Origin of the sequence: Roseateles sp. DAIF2 (assembly GCF_015624425.1) — a bacterium.
Lineage (GTDB): Bacteria > Pseudomonadota > Gammaproteobacteria > Burkholderiales > Burkholderiaceae_C > Kinneretia.
The window spans coordinates 5,862,067-5,878,567 of the sequence record NZ_CP049919.1 but is presented as its reverse complement, the minus strand read 5'-3'; the positions used below and the strand labels follow the sequence as shown (position 1 = coordinate 5,878,567).

Below are 16,501 nucleotides of genomic sequence, written 5' to 3'. Positions count from 1 at the left end.
CGCCAAAGGGCGGGGCGACGAAAGGGATGGAAGCCGTCCATGGCGGACGAAATGCCTTGCCGAAGGTGCGAGGCCGGGATCGCTGGAGCTGGCACTCCGAAAAAAAACTTGCCGGGCGCGAATCCAAACGGCGTTTCGGCCCCTCTTGGCTTGCGGGACCGTTCCCAAGCCTTTGTTGTCCAACACCACCATGGCTTCCCGCTACCAAGACCCCTCCGACCTGCAATACGCGCCCGCCTTGCTGCAGCAGGCCCCCGTCGAGGGCCGCGCCTTCCTCGGCCTGAAGGCGGCGGCCGAGAGGGTGGATGGCCGGATCCCGGAGAAGTACCGCGAGCTGATCTCGGTGGCCGTGGCGCTCAGTACCCAATGCGCTTACTGCATCGAGGTCCACACCCGCAACGCATCCCAGGCCGGCGCCTCGCGCGAGGAGATCGCCGAGGTCGTCTTTATCGCGGCGGCCCTGAAGGCGGGTGCCGCGGTCGGGCATGGGCTGCTGGCGCTGCGGCTGTTCGATGCGGTGGGGCAAGCCCAAGCCGCACAGCCCTGAGCGAGGTCAGGCTTGCGGTCAGCCCCGATGACTGCGCTTCTTTTCCATAGCAACCTCCGACGCTTTGAAGCCCAGCGCCTGATAGAACCTTGAAACTCCGGGGCGGTCCGCGCGAAGTACCCAGGTGACGTCGGGGTTCGTGCCCGTTGCGGCCGCCACCAGGGCGCTACCTATGCCTCGCCCACGGTACTCCTCGTCGACGGCCAGCATCGAGAGATAGCCGTTGAAAGTTCCGTCGGTGATGGCCCGCAGGAAACCCACGATCCGCCCCTCGATCTCGGCGACGAGAGCGATCTGCGAGTTGCGGATCGCCTGGCCGAATATCGCGGGATCCTCGACCTTGCGGGTCCAGCCGCAGCGCGAGAGCAGCTTCCGGGCGTCTTCGTACTCGGTGGATTGGATGGGGCGAATCTTCATGCGAGTTGATGTGCGCGGCTCATTCAATCGTCAATGAACTCCCAGGTGTCGGCCTCGTCGAAGCGGCGTACGCGGACCGCGGCGATCAGCATGGGATCGAGTCGGCTTCAGCTAGCGACTCGCCGAACCTCTCGCCTTGAACCGACTTGCCGCGCTCAAGATTTGCTCCGAGGACCAGTTTCGCGTGATCCAGATCGTGAGTGCTGCGCCGGAGAGATGCCACCAGAACATGCCCCGATAGCGCCGATGCTCTAGCAAATGCGTGGAGGCGACCTGCCACGAAATCAGCACACCCGGATCTTGCGGCGCTGTGCTGGCCACATACGGGAGGAATGAGTACGGGTTGAGTTTTGGGATGAAGGGATCCCCCTGTCCACGTACCCCACTCCAAATGGCTGCTTGCTGCTCGGCAGTTGCCATCGTCGCTGGGGGCGACGGCATTGTCTTGACTGCCTCAAGTCCGATCCAGTAGAGGGCCAGAGGTCCGGTCATTGCAAGCAACGCTGTTGTCGCAAGCAGGCCGAGAGCTAGGCGGACAAGCAGTTTCGCCATGTTGGTGGACTTGGGGAGGATCAGTACTGTTTGAGCTTGATTCGCTGATCTCGTTGCATCAATGGCTGAACATTTATCGATCGAGGTTGCAGCCATCATGTCAGTCAGTTGGCATCGCAAGTCGCGATTGGAAGCAAGCCCGTCCCTCCCGTCAATCGCACCTGGTCGGGAACATCGCCAGTGCCCCCTCCTGCCCACCACCCAGGCTGAGACAATCCCCCCATGGGTGAATTCGAGCTGATCCAGCGTTTCTTTCAGGACCGCAGCCGGCCGCCGGCCGACGAGGTGCCGGTGGGCATCGGGGACGACTGCGCGGTCATTAAGCCGACGCCGGGCGCGCAGTGGCTGGTGTCCAGCGACATGCTGGTCGAGGGCCGGCATTTCCTCTCGACCGTCGCGCCCGAGCGCCTGGGCCACAAGGCGCTGGCGGTGAACCTGTCGGACCTGGCGGCCTGCGGCGCGACGCCGCGCGCCTTCACCCTGGCGCTGGCGCTGCCGCGCGCCGATGCGGCCTGGCTGGAAGGCTTTGCGCATGGGCTGTTCGCGCTGGCCGATGCGCATGGCATCGCGCTGGTGGGCGGCGACACGACGGCCGGGCCGCTGAACATCTGCATCACGGTGATGGGCGAGGCGCCGGCCGGCCAGGCCCTGCTGCGCAGCGGCGCGCGCGCCGGCGACGATCTCTATGTCTCCGGCAGCCTGGGCGACGCGCGCCTGGCGCTGGAGGTGTTTCGCGGCACGGTGGCGCTGGAGCGGGGCGCGGACTTCCAGCAGGCGCGCCGCGCGATGGAATGCCCGACGCCGCGCGTCGCGCTGGGCCAGGCGCTGCGCGGCGTCGCAAGCAGCGCGATCGATGTGTCCGACGGCCTGCTGGGCGATCTGGGCCATGTGCTGGAGCGCTCGGGCGGCCTCGGCGCCACCCTGCTGGTCGATGCGCTGCCGCGCAGCGAGCTGCTCGCCAGCCTGCCGCTGCCGCTGCAGCGCCTGTGCACCCTGACCGGCGGCGACGATTACGAACTGGTGTTCACCGCGCCACCCGAGGCGCGCGACGCGGTGCGCGCGGCCGCCGCGGCCAGCGCCACGCCGGTGACCCTGATCGGCCGGATGGAGGCCCTGCCGGGGCGGCGCCTGCTCGATGCGCAAGGCCGGCTGCTGGAATGGCACGAGGCCTCGTTCGACCATTTCAAATCCTGAGCACGATGGACGACCAGAACGACAAGGACAACGACAGCAGCGGCAGCGGCGCGGCCTCTGCGCAAGACCTGGCCCCGCGCCGCGCCACGGCCGGCTTCATGCTGCGTCATCCGGCGCATTGGATCGCTCTGGGCTTCGGCAGCGGGCTGTCGCCGAAGGCGCCGGGCACGGTCGGCACCCTGTGGGCCTGGATGGCCTTCCTGGTGCTGGATCTGTGGCTCGGCGACGTGCAATGGGCCTGGCTGATCGGCGGCGGCACCCTGGTGGGCTGGTGGGCCTGCACCGTCACCGCGCGCAACCTGCGCACGCCGGATCCGGGCTCCATCGTCTGGGACGAGGTGTTGGCCTTCTGGCTGGTGCTGTGGCTGGTGACGCCCGCGGGCCTGCTGGGCCAGGCCGTCGCCTTCGGCCTGTTCCGCTTCTTCGATGCGGCCAAGCCCGGCCCGGTGCGCTGGGCCGATGGCCTGTTCAAGGGCGAGCGCGGCCGGCCGGTCGGCTGGGCCCAGGGCTTCGGCATCCTGTTCGACGATTTCGTCGCCGCCGGATGTACGCTCCTGGTCATCGCGCTGTGGCGAAGTCTGATGGGGTGATGCCATGCTGTTTCCCGAAGAGCACGAGTTGATCGACCGCATCGCGGTCGCGCTGATCCAGCGCCGCGAGCGCATGGGCACGGCCGAGAGCTGCACCGGCGGCCTGATCGCCGCGGCCTGCACCAGCCTCTCGGGTTCCAGCCAATGGTTCGAGCGCGGCGTGGTCAGCTACAGCAACGAGGCCAAGACCGAGCTGCTGGGCGTGCCGGCGGCGCTGATCGGCCTGCATGGCGCGGTCAGCGGCGAGGTGGCGCTGCACATGGCCCGCGGCCTCTTGGCCCACGCGCCGATCGACTGGGCCCTGGCCGTCACCGGCATCGCGGGCCCCACCGGCGGCAGCGCCGAGAAGCCGGTCGGTACGGTCTGGCTGGCCCTGGTGCATGGGCAGCGCGCGCCCAAGGTCTGGCAGGAGCATTTCCCCGGCGACCGCCATGCGGTGCGCATCGGCACCCTGCGTTCGGGCCTGATGGCGCTGTGCGAGGCATTGGAAGACAAGGACTCCTGATGGCTGGCCGAGCGACGGGCCGTCCCAAGCCGGCCAGCATCCCCTTGGGGGATCGACGGGCGTACTCACCAGGCGAGGGGCTGCAGTCATGAGCATCCTGCTGAGCGGCCGCTGGGAGGCGGCGGAGCGCGACCAATGGCTGGCGCTGCTGCGGGCGGCGCTGCCCGAGGAGTCCTGGGTGCTGGAGCCCGGTCCCGAGGTGGAGGCCGCGGTGGTGGCGAACCCGCCGCCGGGCGCGCTGCAGGGCCTGCCGCGGCTGGGCTTCATCCAGTCGCTGTGGGCCGGGGTCGAGAAGCTGCTGGCCGACGACACCCTGCCGGCCGGCGTGCCGATCGCGCGCATGGTCGACCCGGCGATGAACGAGGCGATGCCGCAGACCGCGCTCTGGGCCGTGCTGGGCCTGCACCGCGGCTTCTTCGAGATCCAGGCGCAGCAGCGCCGCGCCGAGTGGCGCCAGCTCGCGCAGCCGCGCGCCGGCGAATGGCGCGTGCTGGTGCTGGGCCTGGGCGAGCTGGGCGGGCGGGTCGCGCAGCTGCTGGCGGCGCAGGGCTATGCGGTCAGCGGCTACAGCCGCCGCCCGGCCGAGCTGCCCGGCGTGCGCTGCCTGCATGGCGAGGCGGCGCTGGCCGCGGCGCTGGGCGAGGCCGACACGGTGATCAACCTGATGCCGCTGACCGAGGCGACGCGCGGTTTCTTCGATGCGGCGCGGCTGGCGCAGTTCAAGCGCGGCGCCGGCTTCATCAACCTGGCGCGCGGCGCCCATGTGGTGGAGGCGGACCTGCTGGCCGCGCTGGACGCCGGCCGCATCGGCCGCGCGGTGCTGGACGTGTTCCAGGTCGAGCCGCTGCCGGCGGCCCATCCCTTCTGGTCGCATGAGCGCGTCACCGTGCTGCCGCACACCGCGGCGCAGACCGATGCACGCAGCGCCGCCGCGCTGGTGGCGGCCAATCTGCGCGCCTGGCGCGCGGGCCGGGAGCCGGCGCATCGGGTGGAGCGCGACAGGGGCTACTGAGCGTCCGGCCTCGTCACGCCAGGGGCAGCGCCAGCTCATTCGCCCGCGCCTCGCGGTCATGCAGTTCGATGACCCGGCCGAGCTCCGGATGTACCCGCTCGGAGCCGACAGAGTTCAGGAAATGGCAGGCCGCAAAGGCGGCGGCGGCCTGCTCATACGCGGCGATCCATTGGCTGCGGACCGGCATCCGGTCCGGATGAACCGGCCAGACGCCGGGCCGGGGGCGCATATGCGCGCCAATGCCGATGCGCCAGGGCTTGGCGGAGAGCCGGGCACGAAAGCATTGCTGGTTCTGGCACATGCGGACGTAAAGCGGGTCGGCGCCGACCGCCGAGAAGAACTCGGCGACCTCCGGGGACGAGGCCTCGAACAAGGCATGCGTGGCCAGCAGGCGCAGGCCGCCGGGCGTCCGATAGACCCGCAGGCCCCAGGCGGGATTCCTGGCCAGGAAGCCATGGATCCGCCGATGTGCCATGTCCTCATGCCCGCCCTGGGCGCGCAGGACCAGTCGATGGAACAAGGCAGCGGAGCCCCTGATCAAAAAGAGTGAGAGCATCCACAGGCCAAAGCCGAGCGCCCAGCTGTGGAAGATGGCGCCGACCAGGACGCTCGTTGCCGTGAACAGCGCGAACACGCCGAGGGTATGCCGGGCGCGTGGTGCGATGGAGAAATCGATGTCGGCAAAGAGAGCCGACGGTGTGTTGAGGCAGCGGGCGCCGTAGGAGTTGCGGGTGATGACCTCCTCGCCATGCCTGGCAAGCACCTCCTCGCGGATCGGCACACCCGTCGCGCCGTTGTAGGCGGTCTTGCTCTCGCGCTGCGCCAGCGTCTTGTCGCCCGCGAGAATCTGCCGCAGCGCCTCCTCGGCGCGACGTTCGGCCATGGCCTGCGCCTCGGCCTCGCTGCTGCTGGACCATCCGAACCGGCGCACCGTGAGCTGCCGGTCCTTGCTGCGGTGCTGCTTGCGGGCCTCGGCCCAGTAGTCGGGAACGATCATGCGCTGGGCTCGGGAAAGGGTGGATGTCAGGCCTTGGCGATTCCCCACCAAGCCGGAGGGGCAGGTCTTGCCGGGCCGGAGTGGCCACGGCGCGAGCGCGGGAGCAAGATATCACCGCCGGTCGGCTGCCGAATGAACTGGCCCAGCAAGTCGGGCCGCGCCCCGGTTGCCGCGCCGCCTCATGTGCGCAATACTGGCTCGCCGCGGGAGTTGCCCGCCACTCCGCCGGCCCCCGGGAACTGGAGGAAGACATGGTCAAGCGCTCTGTGGTTGTTTCGCTGATCGCATGCTTCGCCTGCACGGCCAGCTTCGCCCAGGAGCCTTCGTCATTGAACGGCAACTGGGTCGCGAAGTTTCCTTCGGCCTCGGGGCAGCCTCGCGAGGCCAAGCTGGTGATCTCCAACGGGGCCGGGACCTACCAGCTCTTGGCCAAGAGCCGAGATGACCCCTGCGTCGGCCGCGAAGCGCCGATCGTGATCTCGAACGAGTCCAGCGAAGGCTTTGAGCTCGGCATCCTCGCGTCCAAGGCGCTCACCGGTTGCCGGGACAGCCAATGGCAGGCCAAGCGCGTCGACGACAGGACCTACGAAGGCGTGTTTGGTGACGGGCGCAAGTTCATGCTGATGCGCCAGTGAAGCGCGGCTGCCACCAGAAGAGAGAGAAAAAAGAGAAACTCAGGCCGCCGTGGTGATCACGGCTTCGATTCGAAAGCCCTCGGGGTCGACGACATAGGCGGCGTAGTAATGCGGTCCGTAGTCGGGCCGCAGCCCTGGGGCTCCGTTGTCCTGGCCCCCGTGGCGGAGCGCGGCCTGGTGGAATTTATCGACGGCCTCCCGGCTGGGTGCCGAGAAGGCGAGGTGGAAGCCCGGGCCGGGTGCCACGGCGACGTTCGGATGCTGCTTCAGCGCGAGCTTGTCGCCGCCGCCGGGTTCTCCATAGCCGACGGCCTGCGTGTTTTCATCGCCTTCGAAGTCGGTCCACACGCGCACATAGCCTAGCGGCTCGAGGACCGCGTCATAGAAGTCGGCCGCCCGCCGCAGGTTGTTGACGCCGAAGGAGAGGTGGTGGAGCATGCGCATGGCTTCGATAGGAGCTGTATGAATTTACAGTTTATCGAAGCCGCTGCCGCCGCAGCGCTCAATTCAGGCCCGCCATCACCGTGTCCAGCGACTCGTTGCTGAGGTCCGGCGCGCGCCAGCCGGGCAGCCAGTCCAGCAGCTGCTGGGCCGGCACCGGGCGGCCGATGAAGTAGCCCTGGCCCTCGTCGCAGCCCAGCTCGGCCAGCAGCTTCCAGGCCTTGCCGGTCTCGACGCCCTCGGCCACGACGCTGAGGCCCAGGTTGTGCGCCAGCTCGATGGTCGAGCGCACGATGCGCGCGTCGTCCAGGTCGCGCTCCATCGCCATCACGAAGCTGCGGTCGATCTTCAGCTCGTTGACCGGCAGGCGCTTCAGGTAGGCCAGCGAGGAATAGCCGGTGCCGAAGTCGTCGATCGACAGCTTGAAGCCCATCTCCGACAGGCGCTCCAGCGTGTGCAGCGCGCGCTGCGGGTCGTCCATGATCGCGCTCTCGGTGATCTCCAGGCATTGCATCGACGGGTCGGCGCCATGCCGGCTCAGCAGGGCCTCGATCTTGGCGGGCAGGTCCTGGTCCAGCAGGTCGCGGGTGCTGAGGTTGACGCTGATGCGCAGCGGCAGGCCGAGCCGCTGCGCCTCGCGCGCGACCTTGGCCGATTCCTCGATCACCCAGGCGGTCAGCTGGCGGATGAAGCCAGTCTGCTCGGCGAAGGGGATGAACTGCATCGGCGGCACCAGGCCGCGCGTCGGATGCTCCCAGCGCACCAGGGCCTCGGCGCTGTGTACCAGACCGCTCTTCAGGTCGACCTTGGGCTGCAGGAACAGGCGCAGCTCCTGCAGCTCGATCGCGCGGCGCAGCTCGCTCAGCAGGGACAGCGCTTCCTGGCTGCCGGCGTCCAGCGCGCTCTCGTAGACCATGCTGCCGCTCTGGCGGCGCTTGGCCGCATACATCGCCAGCTCGGCGCGCGCCAGCAGCTGGCTGACCTCGCGGCCCTGCTCCGGCGCCAGCACGATGCCGATGCCGGCGCCCAGGTCGACGGTCTGGTCGTCGATGCACAGCGGGGTCTCGAAATCGTGGTGGATGCGCGCGGCCAAGGCCAGCGCGGCGTTCGCGTCGGCGCCGTCCAGCAGCAGCACGAACTCGTCGCCGCCCAGGCGCGCCAGCAGATGGCCGGCGGCGCCGCCCTGCAGGGCCTGCAGCCGCGCCGCCACGCTGCACAGCAGGCGGTCGCCGAAGGCATGGCCCAGCACGTCGTTGACATGCTTGAAGCGGTCCAGGTCCAGCATCAGCACCGCGCAGGCTTGGCCGGCCGCCAGGCGTTCGCCCAGATGCTGGGCGAACTGCTCGCGGTTCGGCAGCCCGGTCAGCGGATCCCAGAAGGCCAGGCGGTGCACCTGTTCCTCGCGTTCGCGGATGTCGGTGCGCATGGTCTCGACCGCGGTGGCCAGCTCGCGCACCTCGGCCACCTCGTGGCGCACCGGTGGCGGGATCGGCGTGTCGTAGTCGCCCTGGCCCAAGCGACGTGCCGAACGCGCCAGCTGCTGCAGCGGGCGGCTGATGCGGCGCGCCATCAGCACGCTGCCCAGCGCGAAGGCGACGACGCCGACGATCGTGAAGCCCAGCAGGGTCAGCTGCAGCTGGCGGTAGGGCGCAATGGCCTCGTCGAAGGAGCGCAGCAGCACCGCGCCCAGCTGCTCCTGCGGGCCCTTGTGCAGCAGCGGCACGAAGCGGCCGCGCAGCTGCTCGTCGGCGACGCTGACGGCGAACATGCGCGCTTCGCCGCCGGCCGGGATCTGCTGCGCCAGCCGGCCCGCGGTCGCGTCCGGCAGGGTGCCGACCAGCGGGCGCCAGCCCCGCGCGCCATCGCGCACCACCAGCAGGCTGCGCAGCTCGGACAGGCTCTGCAGGTCGCGCAGCGGCGCGGCGTCGAGCGCGAAGCCCATCAGGATCCAGCCCACCGGCGCCGGCGTGCGCACCGGCACGGCCACCACCTGGTAAGCCTCGCCGCCGTCCAGCAGGGCCAGCTGCGGCGCTGCTGACTGCTGAGCCGCGCCATTGCCGCTGCTGCGACTCAGCGTCTGCAGCAGGCCCATGAAGCGCTCGGCGTCCGCGCGCGTCGCGGCGACCAGGTGCAGCTCGTTGTCGGCATAGGCGACCACGCTGGCGCCGATGCGCTCGCCCTGGTTCATCAGCGCATCGCGGATGGTCTCGACCGTGCCGGCCTCGGCCAGCGGCAGGCCGATCGCCTGCTTGAAGCCGTAGTCCTTGGCCAGCAGCTCGGCGGCGTCGCGGCGCTTGTCGGCCTCCTGCGCCAGCAGGCGCTGCAGCACGCGCTCGCCGGTCTTCAGCTCGGCGGCGATCGCGCCGTCGGCATTGCGGCCGATGCTGCTGCGGGTCAGTGCGAAGCCGGCCAGCTGCACCACCAGCAGCAAGGCCAGGAACAGCGCGACGATGCGGCCCTCGAGCCGGCGCAGGTTCAGGAAGGCGGGCATGCGCCGGTCACTCCAGGGTCAGGGTGGTGCTGCCGCCGCCCGCGCCGCCGGCCGGCACGCTCAGGCGCTGGCTCTGCAGCTGCGGCCGGGCCTGGCGCGGGTGCCAGGCGCGCAGCCAATGCTCGCCGGGCGGCAGGTCCAGCCGCACCTGGCCCTGGGCATCGGTCTTGGCGAAGACGGGCGTGTCGACGACGACGATATGCGCGCCCATCTTGTCGTGGATATTGCAGCCCAGGGCCGCGATGCCGGACTTGTCGAACAGCACCGGCTCGGCCGGCGTGCCGGTGTAGAGCTTGAGGTCGAAGGTCTTCACCGGCGAGAAGGAATAGACATGGTGGCGCACCGTGTCGAAGTTCGGGAAGTTCACCGCGGTGCCGGTCTGCACCACCAGCACGAAGGGCTGGAACTGGCGCTCGCGCTGTGCCATCTCGGCCCGGGTGCCGGCCGGCGCGCGGCTGGCCTGGCCGCGCAGCTCCACCGCCACCGCCGCATCGGCCAGCGGCGCGCCGTCCGGGCCGCGCACCTGCACCAGCCAGGGCAGGGCCTGGGCCGCACCGATGCAGCCCAGCAGGCAGGCCGCCAGCAGCGCATGCGAGGAGGCGCATCGGTTCATCGTGGTGTGGCAGCCTTTTCTTTTGTGCAGAAGACAACGCGCCCCGACAGTGATCACCGGCCTGGGGTTCTTCGCTCGTGCCAGCGACTCTATCGTCAGCGCCGGCGCCGGGCTTGAGGACCCGGCCCGCAAGAGGCCCGGTGCCGTGCAGTATCGCGCGTCCGCCGCCGGCTTTTTGCGTTCCGAGCGGCGGATCCTGCAATCCGTCCCAAGGCCGTGGACCCGCGCCGGCGGCGTTCGAACAATGCGCAGCATCCGCTGTTGTTTCTCCTCCCGATGATGCCCACCCCTCCCGACGCGCTGCACTGCCTCGAACCCGCCGCCTACCCCCTGCTCGCCCCGCTGCTGCATGAACATGCGGCGGCGCGCGCCGAGGTGCCGCTGAACGCGGTGCTGCGCGGCGGCGCCCGGGGCGGCGTCTGGGTGGACGACCCGCTGCGCCCGCGCGCGGCCCTGATCAGCGCCACCGGCAGCAGCAGCTATCTGCTGGGCGATGCCCGGCTGCCGGGCCTGGACGCGCGGCTGGCGGTCAGCATCGAGACCCAGCTGCGCGAGGACTGCGAGGCGATCGGTGGCAGCTGCTTTGTCGCGACCCTGTTCGACATGGACTGGGAATGGACCCTGCTGCGCGCGATCGCGCACCGCGGCCCCGAGGCCGATCAATGGCAGTACCACCGCTTCGACGCGACGCGCTTCGAGCTCTGGCGGCCCGGCTACCGCCTGCTGGCGCCGGGGCTGACGCTGGCGCGTATCGACCGCGCGCTGGCCGAGCGGTTGTGGGAGGGCGAGCTGGACGAGTTCTGGCCCTCGGTCGAGGCCTTCCTGGCCCAGGGCTTCGGCTATGTGGTGCAGGCGGCCGACGGCCAGCTGCTGAGCCACTGCTTCTCCTGCTATGTCAGCGGCACCCGCCACGAGATCGCGGTGCGCACCCATGACGAGGGCTTCTACAAGCGCGGCCTGGCCACCCAGGCCTGTGCGGCCTATCTGCAGGAAGCCTGGCGGCGCGGGCTGGAGCCGCAATGGACCGCGATGGTCAGCCACCCGGCCTCGCTGGCGCTGGCGTTGAAGCTGGGCTTCGCGCCGGACTACCGGCTGCGTTCCTGGGAGTTCTGCTATCCCGGCCTGGCCGACTAAGGCCGCAGCGCCAGCTTCGGCGCGCGCGGCGCGGCGGCCACCTCGATCAGCATCAGGGCCAGGCGCTTCAGCGCGTCCCAGGGCTCCTGCGGCCAGCCGGGGTGGCGCAGGCCCTTGACGATGCCGTCGCAGATCTGCGCGGCCTCGACCAGCGGGACCAGCTGCTGGGTCTTCAGGCCCGGCACGATGCGCTCGAACAGCTTTTCCTTCGCGCCCCAGACGCGCGCCTCGCGCAGCGCCATCGGCAGCGGCTTGCCGGCGTCCACCGCCTCGCGCACGCGCTTCAGCGCGCGGGCATCCTCGGCCAGGGTCCAGTGCACCAGCACCGCGGCCTCGCCCTCGGCCTGCAGGCCGTCCAGCATGCGCAGCACGCGGGTCAGCTGGCCGGCCAGCACGGCCTCGCTGAGCTTGAACACGTCGTAGCGCGCGACGTTCAGCACCGCCTGCTCGATCTGCTCGAAGGCCAGCGGCCCCTGCGGGTGCAGCAGCGCGAGCTTCTGCAGCTCCTGGTGCGCGGCCAGCAGATTGCCCTCGACGCGGTCGGCGAAGAAGGCCAGCGCGCGCTGCCCCTCCTCGCCCTCGGCGACCGGCTGGCCCTGGGCCGCCAGGCGCTGCGCGATCCATTGCGGCAGCATGCGGCGCTCGACCGGGTCGACCCGCACCGTGACGCCATGGCCGTCCAGCGCGCTGAACCAGGCGCCGTTCATCTGCGTCTTGTCCAGGCGCGGCAGGCTGACCAGCGTCACCACGTCCTCGGGCAGGCGCTCGCAATAGCGCTGCAGCGCCTCGGAGCCGTCCTTGCCGGGCTTGCCGTTGGGGATGCGGATCTCGATGAACTGGCGCTCGGCGAACAGGCTCAGCGCCTGCGCCGCACCCAGCACCGGGCCCCAGTCGAAATAGGCGCCGCTGACGGTGAAGACCTTGCGCTCGCCATAGCCCTGCGCGCGCGCCGCGCTTCGGATCGCGTCGCAGGCCTCCTGGGCCAGCAGCGGCTCGTCGCCATAGACCGTGTAGAGCGGCTTCAGGCCCTTGGCCAGCTGCGCGGCGAGCGCGTCGGGGCGGATCTGCAAGGCGTCAGCTCGGTAACTTGACGGCGGCCAGGCGGCGCATGATCTGCGCCACCGCGTCGGACTGCATCGCGCGGAACAGCTGCGCCTCCTCCTGCTCCTTGGCCAGCGCGTCGGACTCGGTGTAGTTCATTTCGCGGGTCAGGCGCAGCTCGGTCAGCGGCAGCAGGATCTCGCCGGCCGCGGTGCGCAGCAGGTAGTCCACGCGCAGGCGCAGCTCCCATTCGCGCACCTGGCCGGCGCTGGTCGACACGACCACGGTCTTGTCGCGCTCGTCGCGCTTGGCCTCCAGCACCACCTCGGCCTTGTTGAAGTCCTCGACCAGCTGCACCGGCGTGCGGCCGAGCTGGCGCTTCAGCTCGACGGCCAGCGGCGAGCCGGGCCGAAAACCCTGCAGGCCCAGGCTGCGGAAATGCAGCTCGGGCTCGCGGCGCGGCGCGAAGCCGCAGCCGGCGAGCACGGCGGCCGAGAGGCTGGAGAGCAGCAGGCGGCGGTCCATCATGCTGCTCAGACGACGATGTTGACCAGGCGGCCGGGCACGATCACGACCTTCTTCGGCGCCTTGCCCTCGCTGAACTCGGCGAACTTCTCGTTGGCCAGCGCGGCGGCCTCGATCGCGGCCTTGTCGGCGGCGGCCGGCACCTTGATGGCACCGCGCAGCTTGCCGTTGACCTGCAGCATCAGCTCGATCTCGTCCTGCACCAGCGCGGCCTCGTCGACCGCGGGCCAGGGCGCGTCCAGCAGGTCGCCCAGCTCGGCGGCGAAGCCGAGATCGACCCACAGCGTGTGCGCGATATGCGGGCAGGCCGGGTAGAGCACGCGCAGCAGCACCGAGAAGCCTTCGCGCACGGCGGCGTCCTGGCCGGCGGCCTTGAAGCCCTCCAGCGCGTTCAAGAGCTTCATGCCGCCCGAGACCACGGTGTTGTACTGCATGCGCTCGTAGTCGTACGAGACCTGCTTCAGCACCAGATGCACCTCGCGGCGCAGCGCCTTGCCCTCGCCGGACAGTGCGGCGAAATCAGCGCCGCCGGCCTTGATGCCGGCCGCGTTCTTGGCGCCGAAGCCCCAGACGCGCTTCAGGAAGCGGTGCGCGCCATCGACGCCAGCGTCGTTCCACTCCAGGGTCTGCTCCGGCGGCGACGCGAACATCACGAACAGGCGTGCGGTGTCGGCGCCGTACTGGTCGATCAGCTGCTGCGGGTCGACGCCGTTGTTCTTCGACTTCGACATGGTGGTCATCTCGTAGTCGAGCGGCGTGCCGTCCTTCTTCAGGGTGCCGCCGATGACCTGGCCATGCTCGTTGAGCTGGACGTCGACCTCATGCTCCCAGTAGTAGTTCTTGCCCGCGTCGGCCGGCTTGTGCGAGAAGGCGCCCTTCAGCACCATGCCCTGGGTCAGCAGCTTGGTGAAGGGCTCGTCCACCTTGACCAGGCCCAGGTCGCGCATCACCTTGGTCCAGAAGCGCGCGTACAGCAGGTGCAGGATCGCGTGCTCGATGCCGCCGATGTACTGATCCATCGGCATCCAATATTGCGTGCCCTCGCCGACCATGGCCTGGTCATTCTTGGCGTCGCAATAGCGCATGAAGTACCACGAGCTGTCCACGAAGGTGTCCATCGTGTCGGTCTCGCGCTTGGCCGGCTTGCCGCACTTGGGGCAGCTGCAGTTCAGGAAGGCGGCATGCTTGTTCAGCGGGTTGCCGCTGCCGTCCGGGATGCATTCCTCGGGCAGCACGACCGGCAGGTCCTGGGCCGGCACCGGCACCGCGCCGCAGTTCTCGCAATGGATGATCGGGATCGGCGTGCCCCAGTAGCGCTGGCGGCTGATGCCCCAGTCGCGCAGGCGCCAGGTGGTCTTCTTCGCGCCGAGGTTCTGCTCGCCGACCAGCTCGGCGACCTTGTCGACGGCGGCCTTGTAGGAGAGGCCGTTCAGCACGCCGGACTCGATGCAGACGCCCTTTTGCTTGTCGCCGTACCACTCGGCCCAGGCGGCGGTGCTGTAGCTCTCGCCCTCGACCGCGACCACCTGCTTGATGGCCAGGCCGTATTTCTTGGCGAACTCGAAGTCGCGCTCGTCATGCGCCGGCACGCCCATCACGGCGCCGTCGCCATAGCTCATCAGCACATAGTTGCCGACCCAGACCTCGACCTGCGCGCCGGTCAGCGGATGGGTGACGAACAGGCCGGTGGCCATGCCCTTCTTTTCCTGCGTGGCCAGCTCGGCCTCGGTGGTGCCGCCCTGCTTGCATTCCTCGATGAAGGCGGCCAGTTTGGCATTGCCCGCGCTAGCATGGGCGGCCAGCGGATGCTCCGGCGCCACGGCGCAGAAGGTCACGCCCATGATGGTGTCGGCGCGGGTCGTGAACACAAACAGCTTGCCGTCCTGGATCAAGGTGCCGGCGGCGTCCTTGATCTGGTGCGGGAAGGCGAAGCGCACGCCCTCGCTCTTGCCGATCCAGTTCTCCTGCATCAGGCGCACGCGCTCGGGCCAGCCATGCAGATAGCTCTTGTCGCTGGGGTCGGCGACGGCGGCCAGCAGCTCGTCGGCGTACTTGACGATGTTCAGGTAGTAGCCCGGGATCTCGCGCTTCTCGACCACGGCGCCCGAGCGCCAGCCCTTGCCATCCACCACCTGCTCGTTGGCCAGCACGGTCTGGTCCACCGGGTCCCAGTTGACGACCTGGGTGCGGCGCTCGGCGATGCCGGCCTCCAGCATCTTCAGGAACAGCCACTGGTTCCACTTGTAGTAGTCGGGCTTGCAGGTGGCGATCTCGCGCGACCAGTCGATCGCCAGGCCCATCGCCTGCATCTGGCCCTTCATGTAGGCGATGTTCTCGTAGGTCCACTTCGCGGGCGGCACCTTGTTCTTCATCGCCGCGTTTTCCGCCGGCAGGCCGAAGGCGTCCCAGCCCATCGGCATCAGCACGTTGAGGCCCTTCATGCGCAGCTGACGCGTCAGCATGTCGTTGATCGTGTAGTTGCGCACATGGCCCATGTGCAGCTTGCCGCTGGGGTAGGGCAGCATCGAGCAGGCGTAGAACTTCGGCTTGCTCTGGTCTTCGCTGACCTTGTAGGCGTCACGCGAGTTCCAGTACTCGCGGGCGGCGGCTTCGATCTCGTTCGGGGCGTACTTGTCGTTCATGATGGGGCACGGGGCGCTGAAGGCGCCGATTGTAGGAGGCGTGGCCGCCGGAGCCGGCGGCACGGCTCAGGGCTTGGCCGGAAGGGCCTCGGCGACGAAGGCGATGCGGTTCAGGCCGGCGGCCTGCACCCAGCCGATCAGCTCGGCGACGCTGCCATAGGGCACGGCCTTGTCGGCGCGCAGCTGTACCTCCATGTCGGGCCGGCCCTTGGCCAGCAGGCCGACCCGCTCGCGGAAGGCGGCCGGCTCCAGCTTCTCCTCGCCGAGGTAGAGGCTGCCGTCGGGCTGCAGCGCCACCGCGATGAAGGCCGGCGCCTCGCTGGGCGTGGCGGCCTCGCTCTCGGGCAGGTTCAGGCGCAGGGAGCTGCTCATCAGCGGCGCGGTGATCATGAAGATGACCAGTAGCACCAGCATGACGTCGATCAGCGGCGTCATGTTGATCTCGCCCATCGGCTTGGGCGCGTCGCGGCGTTCCAGGCGTCCAAAGGCCATCGCGCGGGCTCTTCCTTCTCAGTGCGGCGGCTGTTCCAGCAGCTCGCGCAGATCGTGGGCGAAGCCTTCCAGGTCGGCCTCGCAGCCGCCGACGAACTTGCCGAACACGTTGTAGGCCAGCACCGCGGGGATCGCCACGGCCAGGCCGGCGGCGGTCATGATCAGGGCCTCGCCGACCGGGCCGGAGACCTTCTCGATCGAGATATTGCCGGCCGCCGAGATGCTGACCAGCGCGTGGTAGATGCCCCAGACAGTGCCGAACAGGCCGACGAAGGGCGCGGTGGCGCCGATCGAGGCCAGCAGCACCTGGCCGAACTGCAGCCGGGCCAGCACGCCGTGCAGTGCGTCGCGCAGGCGGCGCGTCAGCTGCGACTCTCGCTTGCCGGCGGCCTCCAGCGTGTTGCTGTTGGCGGCGGCACGGCCGGCGTCCAGCAGCGGCAGCAGGATCTCCTCGCGGTCGAAGTTCACCAGCGCCTGGCGGCCGCCGTCCAGGTCGGCCGCGGCCCAGAAGGCCGGCACCGCGCGGCCCAGGTCGCGACGCGCGCGGTTCAGGGTCCAGGCCTTCCAGAAGATCAGCACCCAGGCGCTGACCGACATCAGCAGCAGCAGCAGGGCCACGCCCCGCGAGACCGCATCGCCCTGGTGCCAGAACTGGTTGAAGCCGACCATGGGC

Annotated in this window: 18 protein-coding genes; 7 read left to right on the top strand and 11 right to left on the bottom strand. The window is 69.7% G+C overall.

Translation table 11 applies throughout. The features are described 5' to 3' along the window. Positions 1-190 precede the first annotated feature (190 nt). On the top strand, positions 191-547 hold the full coding sequence (locus tag G8A07_RS27080; RefSeq protein WP_195794997.1) for a carboxymuconolactone decarboxylase family protein: 357 nt from the start codon (positions 191-193) through the stop codon (positions 545-547). A gap of 18 nt (positions 548-565) precedes the next feature. Here the strand turns inward: G8A07_RS27080 and G8A07_RS27075 are convergent, their stop codons facing one another. Both G8A07_RS27075 and G8A07_RS27070 read right to left on the bottom strand, forming a co-directional pair. Beyond that, entirely contained in the window at positions 566-964 is a 399-nt protein-coding gene (locus G8A07_RS27075) for a GNAT family N-acetyltransferase (protein ID WP_195794996.1), read from the bottom strand. Between the two features lie 111 nt (positions 965-1,075). Next, on the bottom strand, positions 1,076-1,615 hold the full coding sequence (locus tag G8A07_RS27070; RefSeq protein ID WP_195794995.1) for a hypothetical protein: 540 nt from the start codon (positions 1,613-1,615) through the stop codon (positions 1,076-1,078). A gap of 123 nt (positions 1,616-1,738) precedes the next feature. Between G8A07_RS27070 and thiL the strand changes: the two genes are divergently transcribed. The 4 genes from thiL to G8A07_RS27050 all read left to right on the top strand — a co-directional run bounded on the left by thiL (position 1,739) and on the right by G8A07_RS27050 (position 4,817). Next, on the top strand, positions 1,739-2,710 hold the full coding sequence (gene thiL, locus G8A07_RS27065) for a thiamine-phosphate kinase (protein WP_195794994.1): 972 nt from the start codon (positions 1,739-1,741) through the stop codon (positions 2,708-2,710). A gap of 98 nt (positions 2,711-2,808) precedes the next feature. Then, positions 2,809-3,300: a phosphatidylglycerophosphatase A gene (locus G8A07_RS27060; RefSeq protein ID WP_249937393.1), complete on the top strand. Its 492-nt coding sequence runs from the start codon at positions 2,809-2,811 to the stop codon at positions 3,298-3,300. 4 nt (positions 3,301-3,304) lie between these two features. Then, entirely contained in the window at positions 3,305-3,805 is a 501-nt protein-coding gene (locus G8A07_RS27055) for a CinA family protein (RefSeq protein ID WP_195794992.1), read from the top strand. Positions 3,806-3,893: 88 nt separating this feature from the next. Then, positions 3,894-4,817: a glyoxylate/hydroxypyruvate reductase A gene (locus G8A07_RS27050; RefSeq protein ID WP_195794991.1), complete on the top strand. Its 924-nt coding sequence runs from the start codon at positions 3,894-3,896 to the stop codon at positions 4,815-4,817. A gap of 13 nt (positions 4,818-4,830) precedes the next feature. Here G8A07_RS27050 and G8A07_RS27045 read toward each other — a convergent pair whose 3' ends face one another. Continuing rightward, positions 4,831-5,814 (bottom strand): hypothetical protein, encoded by a 984-nt coding sequence (locus tag G8A07_RS27045; protein WP_195794990.1) that lies wholly within the window; start codon positions 5,812-5,814, stop codon positions 4,831-4,833. A 251-nt stretch (positions 5,815-6,065) separates the two neighbouring features. On the opposite strand from G8A07_RS27045, the gene G8A07_RS27040 reads away from it, so the two are divergent. Beyond that, the gene (locus tag G8A07_RS27040; RefSeq protein ID WP_195794989.1) at positions 6,066-6,449 is read left to right on the top strand and encodes a hypothetical protein; all 384 of its coding nucleotides are present in this window, start codon (positions 6,066-6,068) and stop codon (positions 6,447-6,449) included. A gap of 39 nt (positions 6,450-6,488) precedes the next feature. Here the strand turns inward: G8A07_RS27040 and G8A07_RS27035 are convergent, their stop codons facing one another. The 3 genes from G8A07_RS27035 to G8A07_RS27025 all read right to left on the bottom strand — a co-directional run bounded on the left by G8A07_RS27035 (position 6,489) and on the right by G8A07_RS27025 (position 9,994). Then, entirely contained in the window at positions 6,489-6,887 is a 399-nt protein-coding gene (locus G8A07_RS27035; protein ID WP_195794988.1) for a VOC family protein, read from the bottom strand. Positions 6,888-6,951: 64 nt separating this feature from the next. Further along, positions 6,952-9,381 carry a bifunctional diguanylate cyclase/phosphodiesterase gene (locus G8A07_RS27030; RefSeq protein ID WP_249937162.1) on the bottom strand — a complete coding sequence of 810 codons (2,430 nt, stop codon included), beginning with the start codon at positions 9,379-9,381 and terminating at the stop codon, positions 6,952-6,954. A gap of 7 nt (positions 9,382-9,388) precedes the next feature. Continuing rightward, positions 9,389-9,994 (bottom strand): methylamine utilization protein, encoded by a 606-nt coding sequence (locus tag G8A07_RS27025; protein ID WP_195794987.1) that lies wholly within the window; start codon positions 9,992-9,994, stop codon positions 9,389-9,391. A gap of 276 nt (positions 9,995-10,270) precedes the next feature. Between G8A07_RS27025 and G8A07_RS27020 the strand changes: the two genes are divergently transcribed. After that, positions 10,271-11,128: a GNAT family N-acetyltransferase gene (locus tag G8A07_RS27020; RefSeq protein WP_195794986.1), complete on the top strand. Its 858-nt coding sequence runs from the start codon at positions 10,271-10,273 to the stop codon at positions 11,126-11,128. Here G8A07_RS27020 and holA read toward each other — a convergent pair. The 5 genes from holA to G8A07_RS26995 all read right to left on the bottom strand — a co-directional run bounded on the left by holA (position 11,125) and on the right by G8A07_RS26995 (position 16,497). Further along, positions 11,125-12,198 (bottom strand): DNA polymerase III subunit delta, encoded by a 1,074-nt coding sequence (gene holA / locus G8A07_RS27015; protein ID WP_195794985.1) that lies wholly within the window; start codon positions 12,196-12,198, stop codon positions 11,125-11,127. The genes G8A07_RS27020 and holA overlap by 4 nt on opposite strands. Before the next feature lie 4 nt (positions 12,199-12,202). Beyond that, on the bottom strand, positions 12,203-12,697 hold the full coding sequence (gene lptE / locus G8A07_RS27010) for an LPS assembly lipoprotein LptE (protein ID WP_249937161.1): 495 nt from the start codon (positions 12,695-12,697) through the stop codon (positions 12,203-12,205). A gap of 5 nt (positions 12,698-12,702) precedes the next feature. Further along, entirely contained in the window at positions 12,703-15,336 is a 2,634-nt protein-coding gene (gene leuS, locus G8A07_RS27005; RefSeq protein WP_195794984.1) for a leucine--tRNA ligase, read from the bottom strand. 66 nt (positions 15,337-15,402) lie between these two features. After that, positions 15,403-15,828 carry a biopolymer transporter ExbD gene (locus G8A07_RS27000; protein ID WP_195794983.1) on the bottom strand — a complete coding sequence of 142 codons (426 nt, stop codon included), beginning with the start codon at positions 15,826-15,828 and terminating at the stop codon, positions 15,403-15,405. An 18-nt stretch (positions 15,829-15,846) separates the two neighbouring features. Beyond that, positions 15,847-16,497 (bottom strand): MotA/TolQ/ExbB proton channel family protein, encoded by a 651-nt coding sequence (locus G8A07_RS26995; RefSeq protein WP_195794982.1) that lies wholly within the window; start codon positions 16,495-16,497, stop codon positions 15,847-15,849. Between the last annotated feature and the right edge of the window lie 4 nt (positions 16,498-16,501).